The organism is Pseudomonas sp. 22526 (genome assembly GCF_052044735.1).
Classification (GTDB): domain Bacteria; phylum Pseudomonadota; class Gammaproteobacteria; order Pseudomonadales; family Pseudomonadaceae; genus Aquipseudomonas; species Aquipseudomonas piscium.
Map to the genome: position 1 here is coordinate 15,745 of NZ_JBQENK010000032.1, position 22,006 is coordinate 37,750.

19 protein-coding genes are annotated in these 22,006 nt (G+C 64.4%); 12 read left to right on the forward strand and 7 right to left on the reverse strand.

Features of this window, described 5'->3' with window-relative positions; all coding sequences use genetic code 11:
- Positions 1 to 40 precede the first annotated feature (40 nt).
- A complete protein-coding gene (locus tag ACTJKT_RS29975) occupies positions 41 to 436 on the reverse strand; it encodes a serine kinase/phosphatase (protein WP_440790116.1) in 396 nt (131 codons plus the stop codon).
- A 150-nt stretch (positions 437 to 586) separates the two neighbouring features.
- Between ACTJKT_RS29975 and can the strand changes: the two genes are divergently transcribed.
- The gene (gene can, locus ACTJKT_RS29980; protein ID WP_440790118.1) at positions 587 to 1,231 is read left to right on the forward strand and encodes a carbonate dehydratase; all 645 of its coding nucleotides are present in this window, start codon (positions 587 to 589) and stop codon (positions 1,229 to 1,231) included.
- A gap of 152 nt (positions 1,232 to 1,383) precedes the next feature.
- On the opposite strand, the gene ACTJKT_RS29985 is transcribed toward can, so the two are convergent.
- The 3 genes from ACTJKT_RS29985 to ACTJKT_RS29995 form a co-directional block, all read right to left on the reverse strand.
- Positions 1,384 to 2,586: a hypothetical protein gene (locus ACTJKT_RS29985; protein WP_440790120.1), complete on the reverse strand. Its 1,203-nt coding sequence runs from the start codon at positions 2,584 to 2,586 to the stop codon at positions 1,384 to 1,386.
- 141 nt (positions 2,587 to 2,727) lie between these two features.
- Positions 2,728 to 4,428 (reverse strand): acid phosphatase, encoded by a 1,701-nt coding sequence (locus tag ACTJKT_RS29990; RefSeq protein WP_440790122.1) that lies wholly within the window; start codon positions 4,426 to 4,428, stop codon positions 2,728 to 2,730.
- Between the two features lie 262 nt (positions 4,429 to 4,690).
- Complete coding sequence (locus ACTJKT_RS29995; protein ID WP_440790124.1) at positions 4,691 to 6,109, reverse strand: short-chain fatty acid transporter; 1,419 nt, start codon at positions 6,107 to 6,109, stop codon at positions 4,691 to 4,693.
- 114 nt (positions 6,110 to 6,223) lie between these two features.
- Here ACTJKT_RS29995 and ACTJKT_RS30000 point away from each other — a divergent pair, with 114 nt between their 5' ends.
- A complete protein-coding gene (locus tag ACTJKT_RS30000; RefSeq protein WP_102677973.1) occupies positions 6,224 to 6,457 on the forward strand; it encodes a Pathogenicity locus in 234 nt (77 codons plus the stop codon).
- A gap of 4 nt (positions 6,458 to 6,461) precedes the next feature.
- Positions 6,462 to 7,844 (forward strand): PLP-dependent aminotransferase family protein, encoded by a 1,383-nt coding sequence (locus ACTJKT_RS30005; RefSeq protein WP_440790126.1) that lies wholly within the window; start codon positions 6,462 to 6,464, stop codon positions 7,842 to 7,844.
- On the opposite strand, the gene panB is transcribed toward ACTJKT_RS30005, so the two are convergent.
- Positions 7,832 to 8,647 carry a 3-methyl-2-oxobutanoate hydroxymethyltransferase gene (gene panB / locus ACTJKT_RS30010; RefSeq protein ID WP_440790128.1) on the reverse strand — a complete coding sequence of 272 codons (816 nt, stop codon included), beginning with the start codon at positions 8,645 to 8,647 and terminating at the stop codon, positions 7,832 to 7,834. The two genes, ACTJKT_RS30005 and panB, sit on opposite strands and share 13 nt — an antisense overlap.
- Before the next feature lie 170 nt (positions 8,648 to 8,817).
- Between panB and ACTJKT_RS30015 the strand changes: the two genes are divergently transcribed.
- The 4 genes from ACTJKT_RS30015 to ACTJKT_RS30030 all read left to right on the forward strand — a co-directional run bounded on the left by ACTJKT_RS30015 (position 8,818) and on the right by ACTJKT_RS30030 (position 12,509).
- Complete coding sequence (locus ACTJKT_RS30015; protein WP_440790129.1) at positions 8,818 to 10,140, forward strand: MFS transporter; 1,323 nt, start codon at positions 8,818 to 8,820, stop codon at positions 10,138 to 10,140.
- A 213-nt stretch (positions 10,141 to 10,353) separates the two neighbouring features.
- Positions 10,354 to 10,875, forward strand: a complete 522-nt coding sequence (locus tag ACTJKT_RS30020; RefSeq protein ID WP_440790131.1) for a hypothetical protein — start codon at positions 10,354 to 10,356, stop codon at positions 10,873 to 10,875.
- A 62-nt stretch (positions 10,876 to 10,937) separates the two neighbouring features.
- Complete coding sequence (gene pseH, locus ACTJKT_RS30025; RefSeq protein WP_440790133.1) at positions 10,938 to 11,486, forward strand: UDP-4-amino-4,6-dideoxy-N-acetyl-beta-L-altrosamine N-acetyltransferase; 549 nt, start codon at positions 10,938 to 10,940, stop codon at positions 11,484 to 11,486.
- A gap of 117 nt (positions 11,487 to 11,603) precedes the next feature.
- The gene (locus ACTJKT_RS30030) at positions 11,604 to 12,509 is read left to right on the forward strand and encodes a cation diffusion facilitator family transporter (protein ID WP_440790135.1); all 906 of its coding nucleotides are present in this window, start codon (positions 11,604 to 11,606) and stop codon (positions 12,507 to 12,509) included.
- Between the two features lie 135 nt (positions 12,510 to 12,644).
- On the opposite strand, the gene ACTJKT_RS30035 is transcribed toward ACTJKT_RS30030, so the two are convergent.
- Positions 12,645 to 13,319, reverse strand: a complete 675-nt coding sequence (locus tag ACTJKT_RS30035; RefSeq protein ID WP_007930804.1) for a heavy metal response regulator transcription factor — start codon at positions 13,317 to 13,319, stop codon at positions 12,645 to 12,647.
- A gap of 424 nt (positions 13,320 to 13,743) precedes the next feature.
- Between ACTJKT_RS30035 and ACTJKT_RS30040 the strand changes: the two genes are divergently transcribed.
- The 5 genes from ACTJKT_RS30040 (at position 13,744) to ACTJKT_RS30060 (ending at position 20,389) form a co-directional block, all read left to right on the forward strand.
- Positions 13,744 to 15,009, forward strand: coding sequence for a TolC family protein (locus ACTJKT_RS30040; protein ID WP_440790137.1), 1,266 nt, complete (start codon positions 13,744 to 13,746; stop codon positions 15,007 to 15,009).
- Entirely contained in the window at positions 15,006 to 15,158 is a 153-nt protein-coding gene (locus ACTJKT_RS30045) for a hypothetical protein (RefSeq protein WP_155772906.1), read from the forward strand. The genes ACTJKT_RS30040 and ACTJKT_RS30045 overlap by 4 nt, the downstream gene beginning before the upstream one ends.
- 51 nt (positions 15,159 to 15,209) lie before the next feature.
- Positions 15,210 to 16,460, forward strand: coding sequence for an efflux RND transporter periplasmic adaptor subunit (locus tag ACTJKT_RS30050; RefSeq protein ID WP_440790140.1), 1,251 nt, complete (start codon positions 15,210 to 15,212; stop codon positions 16,458 to 16,460).
- A 41-nt stretch (positions 16,461 to 16,501) separates the two neighbouring features.
- Positions 16,502 to 19,666: an efflux RND transporter permease subunit gene (locus ACTJKT_RS30055; protein WP_440790141.1), complete on the forward strand. Its 3,165-nt coding sequence runs from the start codon at positions 16,502 to 16,504 to the stop codon at positions 19,664 to 19,666.
- A gap of 264 nt (positions 19,667 to 19,930) precedes the next feature.
- A complete protein-coding gene (locus tag ACTJKT_RS30060; protein ID WP_440790145.1) occupies positions 19,931 to 20,389 on the forward strand; it encodes an REP-associated tyrosine transposase in 459 nt (152 codons plus the stop codon).
- A 644-nt stretch (positions 20,390 to 21,033) separates the two neighbouring features.
- Here ACTJKT_RS30060 and ACTJKT_RS30065 read toward each other — a convergent pair.
- Positions 21,034 to 22,006 (reverse strand): OprD family porin (locus ACTJKT_RS30065; RefSeq protein ID WP_440790143.1); only part of this gene is annotated, 973 nt, incomplete at its 5' end.

A 22,006-nucleotide genomic window follows, 5' to 3' on the forward strand; every position in this document is an offset into this window, starting at 1 on the left:
GCGGGCAAGCCTCGCTCCTACAGCAGTCAAACGACGGATATCAGGGTTTGCCGTCCAGCGGGTCGCGCTGGGCCAGTTCGGCCTCGTCCAGGCCGTTGCCGCCGCCGATATCGTCTTCGTCGACAATGCTCAGGTCCCAGTCGGCCGGCCGGTCTTCACCGGCTTCATGGGCGGAACGAGCGCCGTCTTCGCGGATCAGGTTTTCCGGGGTCAGCTCATCGTCGTTGGGCTCCTCGTCGGCGTTGCCGGTCAGGCTGGAGCCATGGATGTGCCTGTGGGGAGTAGGATGCTCCACAGGGCTGGAAGCAGGGTCGCCGACCCTGGCGCCGGGTTCTTCTTCATCGAAATCCAGCTCTTCCATGGAACCCATGCGGTCTTCGTTATCGTCGATGGGCTCGGGCTGAGGCGCACCATAAGGACGTCGTGATTCAGTCATGACGGTTGCTCATACTTTCGGGCTTAAAGGGTGGACCCTGAGAACCCTTCAAGATTCCACGGGCTGGATAAGCGGTATCTGCACAGACGCGCGTGACCCCGATAGACGGTCGTCTGTCAAAGCAACGCATCAATCCTGAGGCTTCACAGCATGAACGAACTACAAGACCTGATTGATAACAACGAGCGTTGGGCCGAAGCGATCAAGCAGGAAGATCCTGACTTCTTCTCCAAGCTGGCCCGCCAGCAGACGCCGGAATACCTGTGGATCGGCTGCTCGGACGCCCGCGTACCGGCCAACGAGATCGTCGGCATGCTGCCCGGGGATCTGTTCGTACACCGCAACGTGGCCAACGTGGTGCTGCACACCGACCTCAATTGCCTGTCGGTGATCCAGTACGCGGTGGACGTGCTCAAGGTCAAACACATCCTGGTTACCGGTCACTATGGCTGTGGCGGCGTGCGTGCCTCGATGCAGGATCGCCAGCTGGGCCTGATCGATGGCTGGCTGCGTTCGATTCGCGACCTGTACTACGAGCATCGCGAAGTGCTGGCGCAACTGGCCACCGAGGAAGAACGGGTCGACCGCCTCTGCGAGCTGAACGTGATCCAGCAAGTGGCCAACGTCGGCCACACCAGCATTGTGCAAAACGCCTGGCATCGCGGGCAAAGCCTGTCGATCCACGGTTGCATCTATGGCATCAAGGACGGCCGCTGGAAGAGCCTGAACGCTACCATCAGTGGCTTCGAGCAGTTGCCGCCGCAGTACCGCCTGCGTCCGGTCGGGGCGCCCTGAGGCGCTGAAAACCCATCGCGAGCGAGCTTGCTCGCGATGGGTATGTAGCCGCTGCCGCAGGCTGCGATCGAGCCCGAAGGGGGCGTTGCCTTTGAGGCGGCAGGAAGGCTCTTCGAGCCTTATCGCAGCCTACGGCAGCGGCTACAGGCACCTCAGATATGCGGCGGTGCCTCGGTACTCATCGACGGCGCCGGCGCCTTCAACTGTTTCAGCTGGGTCTGTACCGGCTCGCTGGTGCACTTGGCCTGGGCCTGCTCCGGCGTCAGCTTGCGGATCGAGGTGTAGAACAGAGTGCAGGTCTGCTCTTTGTTGGTCACCTGCCAGTTCTGCGTGCAGCTTTTGAGCTGAGCCGCCGGATCGCTGCCCGGCTTGCTGCCCATCCCGGCCTGCCAGCAGGCGGCGCTCAGATCCTGCCCCATTATCTTCAAGCCGGCCGCGTCGGCCTTGGCCTCGTCGCCGTCGTAGTTCTCCGGATCCGCCGCGTACCAGATGTAACTCGGGTGGTTGGAGCCCAGCACCGGCACCTTCAGGCCCGCGCTCGGGCTGATCTGCGCCAGGCCCAGCACGCTCACGGTGGCGCCGTACTGCTGCTTGATCCAGTTACGCACCGGCGCGCCGAAGGCCACCATCGGCAGGGCCGCGCCGCTGGCGTTCTGGCTGACCTGCTTGACCATGGTGGTCTGGTAGTCCTGGAAGTAGCCGTAGACGCCTTCCAGGTCCTTGCCGGCAGTAGACGGGGCGGCGATTGGCGCAATGTCGATGATGGTCTGGTAGCCCGGTGTCTGCTCGGTTGGAATGCCATTGGTGGTGAGCAGGGTGGCCCAGCGGTCGGTGGTGGCCGATTTCAGGTAGTCCTGGGCTTGAGTCAGCGAGTAGTCCGGCGGGAAGTGCAGCAGCTCGACGCTCTTGCGGTTTTCCAGGGCCATGCCCAGGGGCAGGAACAGGTACCAACTGTAGGTCCATTTGCCGTCGCTGTTGAGTTTGCTGGCGCCCTTGTAGGCCAGGTCGCCGGCATCCAGCAGGGCGGTCAGCGGCTTGCCATAACCCTTGGGAACACCACTGATCTTGGCGTACAGCTCGTTTTTATCGGTTTTCACACTGACCTTGGCGGTGCTGTAGCCATCGCGCTTCACGCTTTGGGTCAGGTAATGCTCGACGGTCTGTTCCAGCGTCCAGTTGCGGAAGCAGATCACGTTGCAGTTGTTGGGGTAGGAGAAGAGTTGGGTGACGCGCTGGGTGTTGCCCAGCTTCAGATCGACGTTGGCCTGGGCTGCGGTGCTCAGGGTCAGGCTACTTAGGGTCAGGCCGCCCAGGGTCAGGGCGGCGAGGGGGAGGGACAATCCTGCGAGTTTCATGCTTGGCTCCTTGTCAGCGTTGGCCTCGTCTGGGCGAGGTAAGTTCCACCCTGAAACAGTAGCGGGTGACAAGGAAAAGGGTGGAATAAATCTTTTTTTTACGCCCGCAAACGGCCGCCCGGGGCGGCCGCTGCCGCCGGTTCAGGTCGGGAAGTGCAGGGCATTGCTCAGGTCGCCCATGGGCGCCTGCCCCCGGGCGATCATCGCCGCGTCCCGTTGCTTGAGGCCGTCGAGCGGTTCCAGCTGGAACACCCGGGTGATCAGCCGCAGGATCGACGCGGTGTCGTACACACTATGGTCCACCGTGCCCTTGCGGGCGAACGGCGATACCACCAGCGCCGGGATGCGCGTCCCCGGACCCCAGCGGTCGCCTTTGGGCGGGGCGACGTGGTCCCACCAGCCGCCGTTTTCATCGACCGTGACGATCACCACCATGTTCTGCCACTGCGGGCTTTCGCGCAGTACCTTCAGGGCGCGCACGATATGCCGGTCGCCCGCGGCCACATCGGCATAACCGGCATGCATGTTGAGGTTGCCCTGGGGCTTGTAGAACGCCACCGGCGGCAACTTGCCGGCCTCGGCATCGGCGAGGAAGCGGTTGCTGCCGGCCTCATCGCCCAGGCCGCCATCGCGCAGGTGGTGGTTGCGTTCGTTCGGCTGCTCGGGACCGAACTGCGCGAAGTAGTTGAACGGCTGGTGGTGGTACTGGAAGTTGGGGATCTTCGGAATCCCCGCCGAATCCTTGTAGGCGTCCAGCGTGACCTGCCAGGCGCCGGCGTACCAGGCCCAGTCGATGTCCTTGCGCGAGAGCTTGTCGCCGATGGTGTCATGGCGTTGCGGCACCAGCACATTGGGCAGGTCGGCCTTGGCATAGGCCGGGCGCTGCGGGTCGCGGATCCAGGTCGGCCAGTAGGGCGGGGCCATGGTATTGACCGCGTAGCCGTCCGGGGTCAGCAGGCTCGGGCCGAATTGCGGCGGGCCGCCCATGGCGCTGGCCGGGGATTGCTCCAGCGGCTTGAGGCGGCTGTCGAGCGGGTCGTCGCTCTGCAGGGTGGCAATCTGCGGCTTGGCCACCGAATTGGCCGCATCCGGATAAAACGGCACGGCGGCGCTGATCAGGTACTGGTGGTTGAGAAACGAGCCACCGAAGGTGCCCTGGAAGAAGTTGTCGCACAGCACGAATTCCCGGGCCACATCCCACAGGCGCAGTTCATAGCGGCTCTGGGCGTAATAACCCATGGGCAGGCCGCCGGAGTCGGCCCAGGCCACGAAACCATCGTTCTTACCGCCGTTGATCTGCATCTGGTTCTGGTAGAACACGTGCCACAGGTCGCGGGTGACCAGGCTCAGGGGCAGGTCTTGGCCATCGGGGCCCTTGAGGGCGAAGGGCGCATTGGGCAGGCGTTCCTGGTACTGGGTGCCGACCGGGTAGGTCACGCCATCCAGGGCCTGGGGCCCGACCTGGGCGACGCCGCCCCAGACCGGCGGCAGGGTCTGCAACAGGTTGCCGTCACGGTCGCGTTGCTGATAGTCGGCGGGCTTGAGGGCCGAGAGCGGTTTTTCCAGCCCCGGGAAATCGGCGAACAGGTTGTTGAAGCTGCGGTTCTCGGCATAGATCACCACCACGTTCTTCACGTTGTCGCGCAGCGCCCGGTCCAGCTCGGCGGGCGACAGCGGGCGCTCCACCGGCTTGCCCGGCGCCTGGTCGTTGTGGCCGCAGGCGCTGAGCGTCGCGCCGACACCCAGCACCGCCACACCGCCGAGAAAACGCCGGCGGCTGGTGTCGGTGGGGGGCTCCGTGGCCTTGGAGTGTTCTGGGTCTTTCGAGTTTTCGTCGCTCATGCCGGTCTCTGATTGCCTTTCGATCAATTCGTAACAAAGTGTTTCGGCTGCAGGGTAGCAACCGAATATGGCGGAAAGACTACAGAAAAGGCTCTGGGACGGGGCTTAGACAGTGGTAGGGGGAGTCTGGAAAGGGTGTAGGGCTGTTGCTCCTGTAGGAAGCGAGGCTTGCCCGCGATGACGGTATGGCGGGCAAGCCCCGGCCTGGTGGCCGATCGCGAGCAAGCTCGCTCCTACAGGGGAGCGAGTCGCTGGCAAAAGATTAGGGCGCCATAGGCGGCATATAGCTCAGCGTGGTGCCCAACGCCCACAGCAGCACCAGCACCAGCGGCGCGTGCACCAGCAACTGGACGAATGAGAAACCGATCAGGTCCCGCGCCTTGAGCCCCAGCACCCCCAGCAGCGGCAGCATATAAAAGGGGTTGATCAGGTTTGGCAGCGCCTCGGCGGCGTTGTAGATCTGCACCGCCCAACCCAGGTGGTATTGCAGGTCATTGGCTACCTGCATCACGTAGGGCGCCTCGATGATCCACTTGCCTCCGCCGGAGGGAATGAAGAAGCCCAGCACCGCCGAGTAGATGCCCATCAGCAGCGCGTAGGTGTCGTGGGAGGCGATCTGCACGAAGAAGGTCGAGATGTGGTGGGCCAGGGTCTGGCCGTCGACACCCTTGACCACCGTCAGCAAGGCTGCGATGGAGCCATACAGCGGGAACTGGATCAGCACCCCGGTGGTGGTCGGCACGGCCCGGGCCACGGCTTCGAGGAAGCTGCGCGGGCGCCAGTGCAGCAGCGCACCGAGCATCAGGAACAGGAAGTTATAGGTGTTGAGCCCGGAAATCGCGGTGATCGCCGGCTTGGTGGCGAACTCGTGGTAGAGCCAGCCGGCTGCCAGCAAGGCCAGCAGGATGGTCAACAGCGGGCTGTATTCCAGCCACTCGCCGGGACGGGTGCGCGGTTGTGGCTTGGGCATGCTGAAGCTCGGGTCGATGCCGCAGGCCTTGGCGTCCCGCGCCGAGTTCGGGCCGGGCGCGGTGGCGTAGGCGATGACCAGCGAGACGACGATCAAGGCCAGCAGCAACACGCCGGATTGCCAGAGAAAGATGGTCTGGGTGAACGGAATCACCCCGGTGATCGACAGGATCGACGGCGGCAGGCTGCCGGGGTTGGCCTGCAATTGCGCGGCGGACGACGACAGGCCCAGGGCCCAGACCGCGCCCAGGCCCAGGTAGGCCGCGGCGCCGGCGGCGCGGTAGTCCATGCGCAGCTCGGTACGCCGGGCCAGGGCCCGCACCAGCAAGCCGCCGAACACCAGGGACAGGCCCCAATTGAGCAAGGAGGCGACCATGGAAATCAGCGCCACCCAGGCCACGGCGGAGCGGCCGTTTTTCGGGATGCGCGCCAGTTTGTCGATCAGCTTCACCGCCGGCGGCGAGCTGGCGACCACATAACCGCCGATGACCACGAAGGCCATCTGCATGGTGAAGGGGATCAGGCTCCAGAAGCCGTCGCCGAAGGCCCTGGCGGCGTCGGTGGGCTTGGCACCCATGGCCATGGTGGCCAGGGCGACTATGACCACCGCCAGCGCGGCGAACACCCAGGAATCAGGGAACCAGCGCTCGGCCCAGTTCGAGCAGCGCAGGGCAAAACGGGCGGAACGGCTGTCTTCAATGTCTGTGGACACGTCGATACCTCAAGTCTTTTTATGATTGTCAGGAGGTCGGCCGCCCCAGGCTGGGGCGGCCGAAAACTGTGCAAGAATGCGGCAATTGGTACCCACTGCAAAGGATTGAAGTACATGCCATTCCCGCTCGAAGAACGCCAGGCGCTGCTCAAGGTCAAGGGTGTCGGCGAAACTGTGGTTGCCCGCCTCGAACAACTGGGCATCGATTCCCTCGCCCGATTGGCCCGGGCCGATGCCCTGGACATCGTCACTCAGGCCTCGGCCCTGGTCGGCTCCAGCTGCTGGAAAAACAGCCCCCAGGCCCGCGCGGCGATCCAGGCGGCGATCGCCCTGGCCAAGGACGCCTGAAGCGGTGAGCCGCGAAACGCCTTTCGCCTACCAGGCTGTCTACCGCTACCTGGTGGAGTGGCTGGATGGTGCCAGCACGGTCGAGCAGCGTCTGCCGTCATTGCGCGCCCTGGCCCAGCGCCTCAAGGTCTCGGTCTCCACCACCAAGTACGCCTACGGTCTGCTGGAAGACGAAGGGCGGATTTACGCCCGGCCCAAGCAGGGCTACTTCAGCCGCCCCGTGCCGGCACCAGGGCTGGCGCCGGATACGCACCTGCTGGACCGGGTCTATGCCTACGCCCGCCAGCCCGGAATGCTGGCGCTGTGCAGCGACGCCCCGGCGATGTTGCTGTCCCTGGACAATCCGCTGTTGACGGCCGAGCGCGAGCTGGTGCGCCAGTACCCGCGCTCCCAGGCGCCGCTGTACCAGCCGTTTGGCGAGGCGGAACTGCGCACGGCGCTGGCCGAGCGCTACACCCGCTCGACCACGGATTACTGGCAGGCCGAGCAGGTGTTTCTCGGCACGGACCTGCGCGCAGTGCTGGCGTTGTCGTTGGATGCCCTGGAGCTGAACGGCAGCGTCGCCCTGGTGGAGTCGCCCTGTTCCTGGGCGATCCTGCGGCAATTGCAGGCGGCGAAGATCCGGGTGATCGAGCTGCCGCTGGACGCCGAAGGGCGTTTCGATCGACAGAGGCTGCATGAGGTGTTGCAACGCGAGCCGGTGCGCCTGGCGCTGCTGTCCTCGACGTTGAATACGCCCCACGGCAGCCTGATGCCCGCGGCGGACAAACAGCAGCTGTGCCGCTGGCTGGGGGAGCGCGGCATCTGGCTGTTGGAAAATGACAGCTATGGCGAGTTCTGCTTTACCCCGCAGCCGGCGCGGTATCGCGATTACGCCGATCCCGAGCGGCTGCTGGTGTTTTCCACCTTCGACAAGCTGATCGGTTCCGAGGCGCCTTTCAGCTATGTGCTGTGCCGCGGCCAGGGCGCGCGCTTGCAGCGGCATTTTCTCGAGCGCGCATTCCGCCTGTCACCAATCCGCCAGAAGGCCGTGGCCAAGCTGCTGGGCAGCGGCCGTGTCGATCAGCACCTGGCTCAACTGCGCAGCCTGTTGCGCGAACGCATGGGCCAGATGCAGGCGCTGCTGGCCGAACACGCCGCGGAGCAGCTGCGGGTAGTTACCCCGGCCGGGGGCGCGACCCTCTGGGCCGAGGCCACGCGCCCGGTGGATATGGCCCAGGTCTATGAACAGCTGCTGGGCCAGGGCATCGTCATCGCCCCGGGGCAGATGTTCAGCCAGCAAGGCCTCTGGTGCCATCACCTGCGCCTGAGCTTCACCCTCGACTGGCGCCAGGACATCGCCAGCGCCGTGCAACGCCTGGCCCGGGCCATCGATCAGACGCCGTAGCAGTGTCGCGCCTCGGGGAAACGGCCGTCGCGCACTTCGGCGGCGAACTGCTCGCAGGCCTGGCTGATCAGCGCGCCGACATCGGCGTACTGTTTGACGAAGCGCGGCACCTGGGGCCCGCCCAGGCCCAGCAGGTCCTCGGTCACCAGCACCTGGCCGTCGCAGGCGGGGGAGGCGCCGATGCCGATGGTCGGCATCGCCGAAAAATCGCTGATGCGCCGCGCGAGGTTTTCCGCCACCCCTTCCAGCAGCAGGCTGAACGCCCCGGCTTCGAGATGGGCGCGGGCGTCGGCCTCGATGGCCTGGGCGGTGGCGTCGTTCAGGCCCTGGGCCTTGAAGCCGCCCATCACATTCAGGTACTGGGGCATCAGGCCGATATGGGCCATCACCGGAATCCCGCGCTGCACCAGGAACTCCACAGTCGGCGCCAGGGCCAGCCCACCTTCGAGCTTTAGGGCGTCACAGCCGGTGCGCGCCAGCACCTCGGCACAGTTGCGGTAGGCCTGCTGCGGCGATTCCTGGTAACTGCCGAACGGCATGTCGGCGATCACGCAGGCCAGCCGGGTGCTGGCGACCACGGCGCGGGTGTGGCCGATGATCTCTTCCAGGCTCATGTCCAGGGTCGAGGTGCGGCCGTAGCCGACCATGGCCGTGGAGTCGCCGATCAGCACGAAATCGACGAAGGGGTCCATCAGCCGCGCCATGTGGCTGGTGTAGGCGGTCAGGGAGACGATCTTCTGCTGGCCTTTCATGGCCACCAGTTGCGGCACGGTCAGGCGTTTGCTGCGGGTATGGATGCTCATGGCGGCTTTCCTGTTGCGGGTGGGAAAGTCGCCGATTATTGGCGTCCGCGGCGCCGATTCAATGCACAGGATCGCGCTAAAAACCGACCCAGAAGGGTGTTGCGGTTGTCCCTCGCGGCGTTTGCGTAGACCATGGGCGCCTTGAATTCTGCCCAACACCGAGTGGCTTTATGTCTTTCACCCCTGAGGCGCGGCCGGCGCCGTTTTCCCGGTCCGACTACAAGACCCTGGGCCTGGCGGCACTGGGCGGCGCCCTGGAAATCTACGATTTCATCATCTTCGTATTTTTCGCCCTGACCCTGAGCCAGCTGTTCTTCCCGCCGGAAATGCCCGAGTGGCTGCGCCTGTTGCAGAGCTTCGGGATCTTCGTCACCGGCTACCTGGCACGGCCGCTGGGCGGCATTCTCATGGCGCATTTCGCCGACCGCCTGGGGCGCAAGAAGGTGTTCAGCCTGAGCATCCTGATGATGGCCCTGCCGTGTCTGCTGATCGGCATCATGCCGACCTACGCGCAGATCGGCTATTTCGCGCCGCTGTTGCTGCTGGCGCTGCGGGTGCTGCAAGGCGCGGCGGTGGGTGGTGAGGTGCCGAGCGCCTGGGTGTTCGTCGCCGAGCACGCGCCGGCCGGCCATCGCGGTTATGCCCTGGGCTTTCTGCAGGCCGGGCTGACCTTCGGCTACCTGATCGGTGCGCTGACCGCGACCCTGCTGGCGCAACTCTTCACCCCGGCGGAAATCCTCGATCACGCCTGGCGTTACCCCTTCCTGCTCGGTGGGGTGTTCGGCGTGATCGGCGTCTGGCTGCGCCGCTGGCTCAGCGAAACCCCGGTGTTCATGGCCATGCAGGAGCAGCGCGACAGCGCCGTCGAACTGCCGCTGCGCACCGTGCTGCGCGAGCATCGCCTGGCCCTGTTGCCGGCGGCGATTCTCACCTGCGTGCTGACCTCCGCGGTGGTGGTGTTTGTGGTTATCACTCCGACCATGATGCAGAAAACCTTCGGCATGAGCGCCAGCCACACCTTCGCCCTGAGCAGCCTGGGCATCGTGTTCCTGAATATCGGTTGCGTGTTGGCCGGGCTGATCGTCGACCGCATCGGCGCCTGGCGCACGGTGATGCTCTACAGCCTGCTGCTGCCGCTGGGCATCGGCCTGCTCTACGGCTGCCTGATCAGCGGCGGCGACTGGGTCGGCCTGGCCTACGCCATCGCCGGCCTCGGCTGTGGCGTGGTGGGCGCGGTGCCGTCGGTGATGGTCGGGCTGTTTCCGGCGCGGATCCGCGTGTCCGGCATCTCCTTTACCTACAACATCGCCTACGCGCTGTGGGCGAGCACCACGCCCTTGCTGCTGATCGGCCTGATGCCCTGGAGCCCATGGATCTGCGTGATGTATTGCGCGGTGATGGGCGCGGTCGGGGTCATCAGTGCCGGCTATTTTGGGGCGCGCATGCCGAAGCTGACGGGGAGTGCGGTGCCTGGAGTTTGTGCGGGGTCCTGAGGCGCTTTCGCGAGCAAGCGAGCGCTCCCGCGGGGGAAATTTTTCGCCTGCGGAAATACCTGCAGGCGCCGGCGCATGCGGGCTAGAGCCTTCGCCGCCAACCCGGCCTTTTACCGGGTAAATGCCCGTGAAAGTTAGGCTTAGCCAAGGCCCATTTACCCGCTAATCTCTCGAAAAAAAGCGCGGTCCACGCGCCAGTTTTCGGGAGCTGCCTTGATCCGGTCCGTCCTTTGTTCCCTGCGTGATTTCTCCACGCTGCCCCCGCTGCTGCAGGCGGCGTGGTTGTCCTTTGCCATTGGCCTGTTCATGACCCTGCTTCATCTGTGGATCTTCAATTTTGTCGACTATGGGCTGGACGGTGCCAACGTCGAATCCCTCAGCGGCAAGGTGCTGTATGCCGACGGTGGCGGGATGCTGATAGAGGACGCGGACAGCGGCGAATACACCCGGCTCAAGGTGGTTCGTGGCATCACCTATCTGAACGTCGGCCATGACCAGATCCTGGGTCGCACGCTGAGCTTCACCCACCTGCGCGACGCGGTGCTGAGCTGCAGCCTCGATGGCGAGGAGCTGTGCATCGCGCAATGCTCCAACGCCATGGAATGCCTGGACAGCCGCCGCGAGCGCGAGACGCCGCAGGGCATATTGATCGTAGCCTTCGGCACCAGCCTGGTGTGCATGGGCCTGCATGTGCTGCGCCGGCGCAAGTCCGCATCGGGTACCGGGATCTTTTGAATTGCCGCCGGGCACCGTTGCCCCTAGGCTGTGCGGCATCCGTTTCAGACCAGGAGCCCTGCATGCAGGTCGTGCCGATACTCGAAACCAGCGCACAGGTGCAGGCGCGTGTGCGCGAGCTGCGCAACCAGCCGGACGTGCGCAAGTACATGTACACCTCCCACGAGATTTCCGAGGTCGAGCACCGTGCCTGGCTCGCCTCGCTGGCGGGCAATCCACGGCAGTCGGTGTTCGTGGTGCTGCAAGAGGGAGCCGCCTGTGGCGTGGTGTCGCTGAACGCGATCAATGCCCTGCACAAGAGCGCCGACTGGGCCTTCTACCTGGACAGCGGCTTGCAGGGCAAGGGCCTGGGCAGCCAGCTGGAATTCTGGCTGCTCGACCATGCCTTTGGCGCGGCTGGCCTGGAAAAGCTCAACTGCGAGGTGCTGGCGCTGAACCAGGCGGTGATCCGCCTGCACCAGAAGTTCGGTTTCACCCTCGAGGGCGTGCGCCGGCAGAACGTCGAGAAGGACGGCCAGCGCATCGACGTGATGCTGCTTGGCATCACCCGCGAGGAATGGGCGGCCCAGCGTCCGGGCATGCTCGCGGTGATGGCGCGGCTGGGGCGCTGAAAGCCGTTACGCATAACAGTCAGATGGCGGCGGTATGACCATTGCGTCATTTTGCCGGGGCAGGCTGTCCAGGCCGGCTATCATCAGCCACGACGATTTTCACTAGCGGGGGCTTTCATGGGCGCAGGGCACAGTCACGGACAGGTTCGGGCCGGACACGAACGCAAGTTATGGATGGCCCTGGGGCTGACCGGCAGTTTCATGATCGCCGAGGTGATCGGCGCCTTTGTCACCGGCAGCCTGGCGCTGCTGTCCGATGCCGCCCATATGATGACCGACGCGCTGGCGCTGGCGATCTCCCTGGTGGCGATCCAGATCGGCAAGCGCGCGGCCGATCGCAAGCGCACCTTCGGTTATGCGCGCTTCGAGATTCTCGCCGCGGCGTTCAACGCCATCCTGCTGTTCGTGGTTGCCTTCTACATCCTGTTCGAGGCCTGGCAGCGCCTGTCCGCGCCGGCGGAAATCCAGTCCACGGGCATGCTGGTGATCGCGGTGCTGGGGCTGATCGTCAACCTGATTTCCATGCGCCTGCTGGCCTCGGCGAGCGCCGAAAGCCTCAACGTCAAGGGCGCCTACCTGGAAGTCTGGAGCGACATGCTCGGCTCCATCGGCGTGATCGTCGCGGCACTGGTGATCATGTACACCGGCTGGGGCTGGGTCGATTCGCTGGTGGCCGCGGCCATCGGTTTCTGGGTGCTGCCGCGTACCTGGACGCTGCTCAAGGAGAGCATGAACGTGCTGCTGCAAGGCGTGCCGGACGGCATCGATATCGACCAGGTCGAGCAGGGCATCCGCGCCATCGACGGGGTGACCGAGGTTCACGACCTGCACCTGTGGGCCCTGACCAGCGGCAAGAACGTGATGAGCACGCACCTGGTGGCCGACCTCGGACGGCGCAGCGAACAGCAGATACTCACCGAGGTCACCGAGCTGATGCACGAGCGCTTCGATATCTCCCACGTGACGGTCCAGGTCGAACAGGCCGGATTTCACGAACAGGGGCATGAAGAGCACGTGCACTAATTCTGGGCCTCTCTTGAGATTGCCAAGGTCCTGCGGACCTATCGCAGCCTCGCTGGGGCTCGNTGGTGTCTGCCGTACACCCTGTAGCCGCTGCCGAGCAGCGCGAGGCTGCGATCGACCGCGAAGCGGGCGCTGTCAATCGCGCTCTTCGAGCACGTAACCGACGCCGCGCAGGGTGTGGATAAGTTTGCTCTCGAACGGGTCGTCGATCTTGGCCCGCAGGCGGCGGATCGAGACTTCCACCACATTGGTGTCGCAATCGAAGTTCATGTCCCACACGAACGAGATGATCTGGGTGCGTGACAGCACCACGCCGCTCTGGCGCATCAGCAGGTGCAGCAGGGCGAACTCCTTGGTGGTCAGGTCGATGCGCTGCTTGCCGCGAAAGGCCCGGTGGCGGCCCTGGTCCAGTTCCAGGTCGGCCACCCGCAACACGTCGGGTGTCGGTGACTGCTCGCTGCGCCGCAACAGGCTGCGCACCCGTGCCAGCAGCTCGGGGAATTCGAACGGCTTGACCAGGTAATCGTCGGCGCCCAGGTCCAGGCCCTTGATCCGGTCCACCAGGCGCCCCTGGGCGGTGAGCATCATGATCCGCGTATTGCTGTTCTGGCGAATGCGCTGCAGCACCCCCCAACCGTCCAGCTCCGGCAGATTGACGTCGAGAATCACCAGGTCGTAGGCGTGCTGGCGGGTCAGGTGCAGGCCATCGGCGCCGTTGTTGGCGCAATCGACGACGTAGCCGCTTTCGCTCAATCCCTGATGCAAGTAGTCGGCGGTTTTCGGTTCATCCTCGATCACCAGAATGCGCATGCTGAATTAGCCTCGGTGTTTAATGCAGTGGGGAGGCCCAATAACTTCGTTGGAAGTAACGGGCTGGGTGATTCAAGTTTCGGATTTCAAAGTTCTGGATTTAAAGGTTCTGGATTTAAAAGTTTCGAAGTGTCGTGCGGGGAGAAGTTGTTTCTCTATATTTCAAGTTGTTGGTTTATTGCACTTGCTCTCGGGTCGATGGCCCGGATGTTAATACAGAAGCCCGTGGCAGAGCGTTTGCTAACGGATTTGTAATCTTTGCGCCACCCTGTCGATAAGTACCGAAGGCTACATTTGGCCGGCACTAAATACTCACCTGTTAGTTGTTTTATAGGTGGAGTGTGGATGCGTCGTGCCGGTTCAACTTCCTCGCGCCGCAGAGCCTCCGCCGTCACTCTGTACCGGTAAGGGGCCAGAAAGCGTTATGCCAACCACCATTAAAAAACTTGCCTGGATAGTCGGGGCATTGTCTGGCGTCCTGTTGTTGGCCAGTGCCGCGCTGCAGGACGCCGCGGCGGCCGAGGGCCGGGTGCTGAGCCTCGATAATGCCTTGGCGGACGCCTTCGCCAACAACCCCGAACTGGCGGCCGCGCGCTGGGAAATCGACATTGCCCAGGGCGGCCGGCAGCAGGCGGGATTGATCCCCAATCCGGTGTTGTCCTGGGACGCCGAAGACACCCGCCGCAGCTCGCGCACCACCACCGTCAAGCTCAGCCAGACCCTGGAGCTGGGCGGCAAGCGCGGGGCGCGCATCGATGTCGCCAGCCGTGGCCAGGAAGCCGCGGCGCTGGAGCTTGAGCGCCAGCGCAACCAGCTGCGCGCCGATGTGATCGCCGCCTTCTACGGCGCCTTGCGGGCCCAGGAACGCAGCGATCTGGCCGGCCGCTCCCTGGCCCTGGCCGAGCGCGGGCTGACGGTGGCCAAGGGGCGGGTGAGCGCCGGCAAGGCCTCGCCCGTGGAGGCTACCCGCGCTCAGGTCCAGCTCTCGGAGGTACGCCTGGAGCTGAGCCGCGCCGAGATGGATCGGACTAACGCCTATCGGCAGCTGGCGACCGTGACCGGCGCTGCCACCACCGACTTCAGCGCCGTTGCGGAGCCAGCCAGCGGGTTGCCCGCGCTGCCGCCTTCGGCGCAATTGCTGGCGCGCCTGCAACAGACCACCGAACTGCGCCTGGCCGAAATGCAGGTGGTGCAGCGCGAAGCGTCCCTGGGGCTGGAAAAGGCCCAGCGCATTCCCGACCTCGATATCAGCGTGGGCAGCCAGTACGACGCCAGTGTGCGTGAGCGGGTCAACCTGGTTGGGGTGTCGATGCCGATTCCGCTGTTCAACCGCAACCAGGGCAACGTGCTGTCGGCGGCGCGCCGTGCCGATCAGGCCCGGGACTTGCGCAACGCCGCTGAGCTGCGCCTGCGCAGCGAAACCAAGCTGGCTCTCGATCAGTGGAGCACCGCCAGCAACGAAGTGCAGTCGTTCAACCAGGTGATCCTGCCGGCCGCGCAAAACGCCGTGGACACCGCCACCCGTGGCTTCGAGATGGGCAAGTTCAACTTTATCGAGGTGCTCGACGCCCAGCGCACGCTGATCAGCGCCCGCACCCAGTACATCGCCGCGGTGGCCCAGTCCACCGACGCCTGGGTGCGCATCGAGCGCATCTACGGCGATCTCGCCGGCCCCGATCGCACGCTGTGAAAACGCTGTTGTTCGTCCTGTTGTGCCTGGGCGGGCTGCTGCTGGTGGACTGCAGCGTGCCGGTCCGGGCCGAGGAGACCTCGTCCCATTGGTGCCTGCATGAACTGCATCGGGCGCTCGGCGATTTCTTTTTTCCACAGACCTCGTGATGCGTCGCCGTTGCCGGATGACGCGTCGAGTCGATTTTTTCAGGAGCATTCATGGACAAGAAACGAAGCACAGCCATGGCATTGGCCGTGGCGGTCGCGCTCGGCGTGGCCGGGTTGATGTGGCAGGACCTGTTCCAGGGGGCGCCGGTGGCCGCGCAGGCGAAACCCGCGGCCAAGGCGGACACGCACAAGGACGGCGAGGCGCATCAGGAGGGTGAGACGCATCAGGAAGCTGAGGGAACTCAGCCGGAAGCTGAGGGACATGCCGAGGAAGAGGGCAAGGTTGAACTCAGCGCCGAGCAGATCAAGGCCGCCGACATTCAACTGGCCGCGGCCGCACCGCGCAATCTCAGCAGCTTGCTGACCCTGCCGGGGGAGATCCGCTTCGACGAGGACCGCACCTCGCACATAGTGCCGCGCGCGGCCGGGGTGGTGGAGTCGGTGGCGGTCAATCTCGGCCAGACGGTGAAGAAGGGCGAGCTGCTGGCGGTGATCGCCAGCCAGCAGATCTCCGACCAGCGCAGTGAGCTGGCCGCCGCCGAGCGCCGGGTCGAGCTGGCGCGCACCACCTTCCAGCGCGAACGCCAGCTATGGGTCGACCAGATCTCCGCCGAGCAGGATTACCTGCTGGCGCGCCAGACCCTGCAGGAAGCCGAAATCGCCCTGAACAACGCCCGGCAAAAGATGAATGCCCTGAGCGGCAGCACGGTGCTGGCGGGCGGCAACCGCTATGAGATGCGCGCGCCGTTCGACGGCGTGGTGGTGGAAAAACACCTGAGCGTCGGTGAGGTGGTCGGCGAGACCAGCGCCGCCTTCACCCTGTCCGACCTGTCGCGGGTCTGGGTCACCTTCGGCGTGTTTCCCAAGGACCTGAACAAGGTCCGGGTGGGCAAGCCGGTGCGGGTGCAATCCACGGAACTGGGCACCCAGGTGCAGGGCACGGTGGCCTATGTCGGCAGCCTGCTGGGCGAGCAGACCCGGACCGCCACGGTGCGGGTCACTGTGCCCAACCCGGACGATGTCTGGCGGCCGGGGCTGTTCGTCTCGGTGCAGGTGGCGACCGACACCTACCAGGCGGGTGTCACCGTGCCGCAAGACGCGATCCAGACCGTGGAGGACAAACCTTCGGTGTTCGTGCGCGTCGCCGACGGCTTCCAGGCCACGCCCGTGGTGCTGGGCGGCAGCGAAGGCGGCTTCGTCGAGATCCGCGAAGGCTTGCCGGCCGGGGCCCTGGTGGCGACCTCCGGCAGCTTCATCCTCAAGTCCGAACTGGGCAAAGGCTCGGCCGAGCATGGCCATTGATCTGCCTCATTAGCGAGTGCTTCCCAGGAGAGTGACTTCCCATGTTTGAACGCATCATTCAATTCGCCATCGAGCAGCGCATCATCGTGCTGCTGGCGGTGCTGCTGATGGCCGCCGTGGGCATCGGCAGCTACCAGAAACTGCCGATCGACGCGGTGCCGGACATCACCAACGTGCAGGTCCAGGTCAACGCCAGCATGCCCGGCTACTCGCCGCTGGAAACCGAGCAGCGCATCACCTATCCGGTGGAAGTGGCCATGGCCGGCCTGCCGGGCCTGGAGCAGACTCGCTCGACCTCGCGCTCGGGGCTGTCCCAGGTGACGGTGATCTTCAAGGAAGGCACCGACCTGTACTTCGCCCGGCAACTGGTCAACGAACGCCTGCAAGTGGCCCGCGAACAGCTGCCCGAAGGCGTGGAGGCGAGCATGGGGCCGATCTCCACCGGCCTCGGCGAGATTTTCTTCTGGACGGTGGAAGCCGAGCCGGGCGCGCGCAAGGAAGACGGCACGCCCTATACCCCGACCGACCTGCGGGTGATCCAGGACTGGGTCATCGCCCCGCAGCTGCGCAACGTGCCGGGGGTGGCCGAGATCAACACCATCGGCGGTTTCGCCAAGCTCTATCAGATCGCCCCGGACCCCAAGCGCCTGGCGGCCTACAACCTGACCCTGAGCGACCTGATGACCGCCCTGGACCGCAACAACGCCAACGTCGGCGCCGGCTATATCGAGCGCAACGGCCAGCAGTTGCTGATCCGCGCGCCGGGGCAGGTGAAGTCCATCGAGGACATCGCCAACATCGTGATCAACACCGTGGACGGCACGCCGATCCGCGTCAGCAACGTGGCCACCGTGGACATCGGCCGTGAGCTACGCACCGGCGCGGCCACCGAGAATGGCCGCGAAGTGGTGCTCGGCACGGTGTTCATGCTGGTGGGGGAAAACAGCCGCACGGTGTCCCGGGTGGTGGCGGAAAAACTCGCCGAGATCAACCGCTCGCTGCCCAAGGGCGTGACCGCAGTCACCGTGTACGACCGCACCAACCTGGTGGATAAGGCCGTGGCCACGGTGAAGAAAAACCTTATCGAAGGCGCGCTGCTGGTCATCGCCATTCTGTTCCTGTTCCTGGGCAATATCCGCGCCGCGTTGATCACCGCCATGGTGATCCCGCTGGCCATGCTGTTCACCTTCACCGGCATGTTCACCAACAAGGTCAGCGCCAACCTGATGAGCCTCGGCGCGCTGGACTTCGGGATCATCGTCGACGGCGCGGTGGTGATCGTCGAGAACGCCATCCGCCGCCTGGCCCATGCCCAACAGCATCACGGGCGCATGCTCACCCGTTCCGAACGCTTGCACGAAGTCTTCGCTGCGGCCAAGGAAGCGCGACGGGCGCTGATCTACGGGCAGCTGATCATCATGGTGGTGTACCTGCCGATCTTTGCCCTGTCCGGGGTGGCCGGGAAGATGTTCCACCCGATGGCTTTCACCGTGGTGATCGCTCTGCTGGGAGCGATGATCCTCTCGGTGACTTTCGTCCCGGCGGCGATCGCGCTGTTCGTTACCGGCAAGGTCAAGGAGGAAGAAAACTTCGTCATGCGCGGCGCCCGCCGTGGCTACGAACCGGTGCTGCGCTGGGTGATGAGCCATCGTTCCCTGGCCTTTGCCCTGGCGTTTCTCAGTGTGCTGGTTTCGGGCCTGGTGGCCAGCCGCATGGGCAGTGAATTCATCCCCAGCCTCAGCGAAGGCGACTTCGCCCAACAGGCGATGCGCGTGCCCGATGCCAGCCTCACGCAGTCGGTGGAAATGCAGAAGACCCTGGAGAAAACCCTGCTGGCGCAGATCCCGGAAATCGAGCGGGTGTTCGCCCGTACCGGTACTGCCGAGATTGCCTCGGACGTGATGCCGCCGAACATTTCCGATGCCTACCTGATGCTCAAGCCCAAGGAGCAATGGCCGGACCCGGGCAAGTCGCGCGAGGCGATCATTGCCGACATCGAACGGGTCAGCAACAGCCTGCCGGGCAACGTCTACGAGCTGTCGCAACCGATCCAGCTGCGTTTCAACGAACTGATTTCCGGGGTGCGCAGCGATGTCGCGGTGAAGGTCTTCGGCGATGACATGGAGGTGCTGAACAAGACCGCGGAGGAGATCTCGCAGACCTTGCAGAAGATCGACGGCGCCGCCGAAGTGAAGGTGCAGCAGACCACCGGCCTGCCGGTGCTGACGGTGAATGTCGACCGTGACAAGGCGGCGCGTTTCGGCCTCAACGTCGGCGATGTGCAGGACGCCGTGGCGATTGCCGTGGGCGGGCGCAAGGCGGGCATCCTGTACGAGGGCGACCGGCGCTTCGACATGCTGGTGCGCATGTCTGACAGCCTGCGCACCGATATCGACGGGCTGTCGCGCCTGCTGATTCCGGTGGCGGCGGCCGCGGGCAGCGTCAACGGGCAACTGGGTTTCATCGCCCTGTCGGAAGTCGCCAGCGTCGACCTGGTGCTCGGCCCGGCGCAGGTCAGCCGCGAGAACGGCAAGCGCCTGGTGATCGTCAGCGCCAACGTGCGCGGTCGCGACATGGGCTCCTTCGTCGAAGAAGCGACCCGGGCCATCGGCGACCAGGTGAAGATCCCGACCGGCTACTGGATCACCTGGGGTGGCCAGTTCGAGCAGTTGCAGGAAGCCTCCAAGCGCCTGGAGATCGTGGTGCCGGTGGCGCTGCTGCTGGTGTTCGGCCTGTTGTTCATGATGTTCAACAACCTCAAGGACGGGCTGTTGGTGTTCACCGGGATTCCCTTCGCCCTGACCGGCGGGATCATGGCCCTGTGGCTGCGCGACATCCCGCTGTCGATCTCGGCGGGGGTGGGCTTCATCGCGCTGTCGGGGGTGGCGGTGCTCAACGGCCTGGTGATGATCGCCTTTATCCGCAACCTGCGCGAAGAGGGGCGGATGCTCGCGGCGGCGGTCAACGAAGGCGCGCTGACCCGCCTGCGCCCGGTGCTGATGACCGCCCTGGTGGCGTCTCTGGGGTTCATCCCCATGGCCCTGGCCACCGGCACCGGCGCCGAAGTGCAGCGGCCGCTGGCGACTGTGGTCATCGGCGGCATCATCTCCTCCACCGCCCTGACCCTGCTGGTGCTGCCGGCGCTGTACCACTGGGCGCACCGCAAGGAAGAAGAACAGGAGCTGCAAGACCTGCTGAACGACTGACCCGCGATAGGCCTCACCCAACCCCGCCTGCGTCATACGCAGGCGGGGTTTTGTTTATGTGGGGTTTGCCACAAGCCGCTGCCGCAGGCTGCGATCGAGCCCGAAGGGGTCGCGACTTATCTGAAATCGCTGAAGGTCCTGCGGACCATCGCAGCCTTCGGCAGCGGCTACAGGGATATGGAAACATCTGCTGAAAGAGTGCTCCCGCAAGCGAAAGCGGGAGCGGCTAGGTTGAGGAAGATGACCTGTATAGAGAGCAAAGGATTGCTTATCCACTCCAATGGCTACCGTCTACTCAAAGGACGGGTATCGGAAGCTGGCCGTATCTACTCGATAACCGTTGTGACTCACCAACGGCGACCCTTGTTTCGCGACTTTTGTGTTGGCCGTCTGGTGGTTGATCAGCTCAAGCAAGTCCATGAAGCCGACCACGTGAGTTCATTGGCCTGGGTTGTCATGCCCGACCATATTCACTGGCTATTTGAACTGCGAGACAGATCCTTGGGAGAGGTGATGTGCCGTTTCAAATCCAGAAGCAGCCTGCAGATCAATCAACATCTCAGGAGTCAGGGCCGCCTTTGGCAAAAGGGTTATCACGACCGCGCTCTGCGCAAGGACGAAGACCTGAAGACCATCGCCCGCTACATCATTCTCAACCCGGTGCGAGCGGGTCTTGTTCAACGTCCCGGCGACTATCCCCTCTGGGACGCGATCTGGCTTTGATGTCGCCGCTGCGTGACCGGGCTATTGGGGTTGTTCCCTGTAGCCGCTGCCGAGCCCCGCGAGTCTGCGATCGACTGCGAAGCAGGCGCTGCTCTTGAGCTCGCAGGAGGTCCTGCGGACCTATCGCAGCCTTCGGCAGCGGCTACAGGGGGAGGGGTAAACGCCGGGCAAAAAAAAGCGCCCCATGCGGGACGCTAAAAATTCATCTCTTTCCAAAGGAGCATTCGAAAAAACGCTTCAGAGATGAATGTGCTCGGGATGGGCCGGCGTCAGCGGGAGGCTGTGCACGCCAGGGGCCCTATGGTTCTGTGAGGGTCGGCGTTGGTCGCGCCGTTATGGTTCTTTTCGTCGTTGTGCTGTTGCTGGCCGAGCCAGAATTGTTCCAGGGCATGCCTGGCGCGTTCGCTACCGTTATCGCTGGGGAGCGCGCTGGGCTGGCCAGGCGGAGTCAGGTGGGCAGGCTTCAAGACATGATCTCCCGCAGGTGCTGGCCGCTAGCGAAGCGCTGTCGGCTCGGGCATGGGGGCAAGTATATGAAGGCCAACCTGACGAGAAGGTGAGGGTGATATTACAGTTCTGAAAGACAAGCGTCTGTGAAGAAGTTTTAACGTCGGGCGGGGCTCGAACCCGCCCGGCGCAAAGGCTTAAAGAATGGCCAGTGGGTATTCGACGATCAGGCGAAATTCCTCCAGGTCGGACTCGAAGCTGCTGGAGCGCACGGTGGCCTGGCGGATGCGCAGCGACAGGTCCTTGAGGCTGCCGCCCTGCACCACGTACTTGGCTTCGATATCACGTTCCCAGCGGCGCTGGTCGGTCAGCGGATTGCCGTCCGCGTCGCGGCGCATGTAGACCGCGTTGGCGTTGCTGTAGTCGGCGTCGCTGCCTTTGCCGTAGCGGGTCATGAACGACAGGCCGGGAATGCCGAAGGTCTCCATGTCGAGGTCATAGCGGACCATCCACGAGCGTTCCTTCGGCGAGTTGAAGTCGCTGTACTGGATCGAGTTGTCGAGGAAGATCGAGTCCGACTGGCGCAGGTAATCGAAGTCGTCGTCGCCGTTGTTGCGCTGGTGCGACAGGGACAGGGTGTGGGCACCATAGGTGGCGCCGACCTTGGCGCTCCAGATGTTGTTGTCGAACTCGCCGAGCAGTTTCTTGCCCTCGTCCACCGCCTTGTAATAGTTGAACCCGGCGAACAGTGAGAGCTGGTCGGAGATCGGCCAGGTGGCCGCGGTGCCGAAGTAGTACTGGTCCCAGGCGTCCTTCAGGCGGCTGCTGTAGAGGCTGACGCTGAGGTGCTTGTTCAGGCTGTAATCGCCGCCGAAGTAGGCGACCCAGGGCGAGTCGACCTTGCCGGCATAGAAGGTGGCAAAGCCATCGCGCAGGCTACTGCTGTCGGGCTGGCTCATGCTGTGCAGGCGTCCGCCCTGGACACTCAGGCCGTCGATGCTGGTGTTTTCGAAGGTGGCCCCGCGAAAGCTCTCCGGCAGCAGGCGCGAGTCGCCGTAGTGCACCACCGGGGTTTTCGGGAAGACGTCGCCGACCTTGATCACCGTATCGAGCAGGCGCATTTTCGCCGCGCCGCCGATCTTGCTGTAGTTGTCGGCCGGGTGGTTGTCG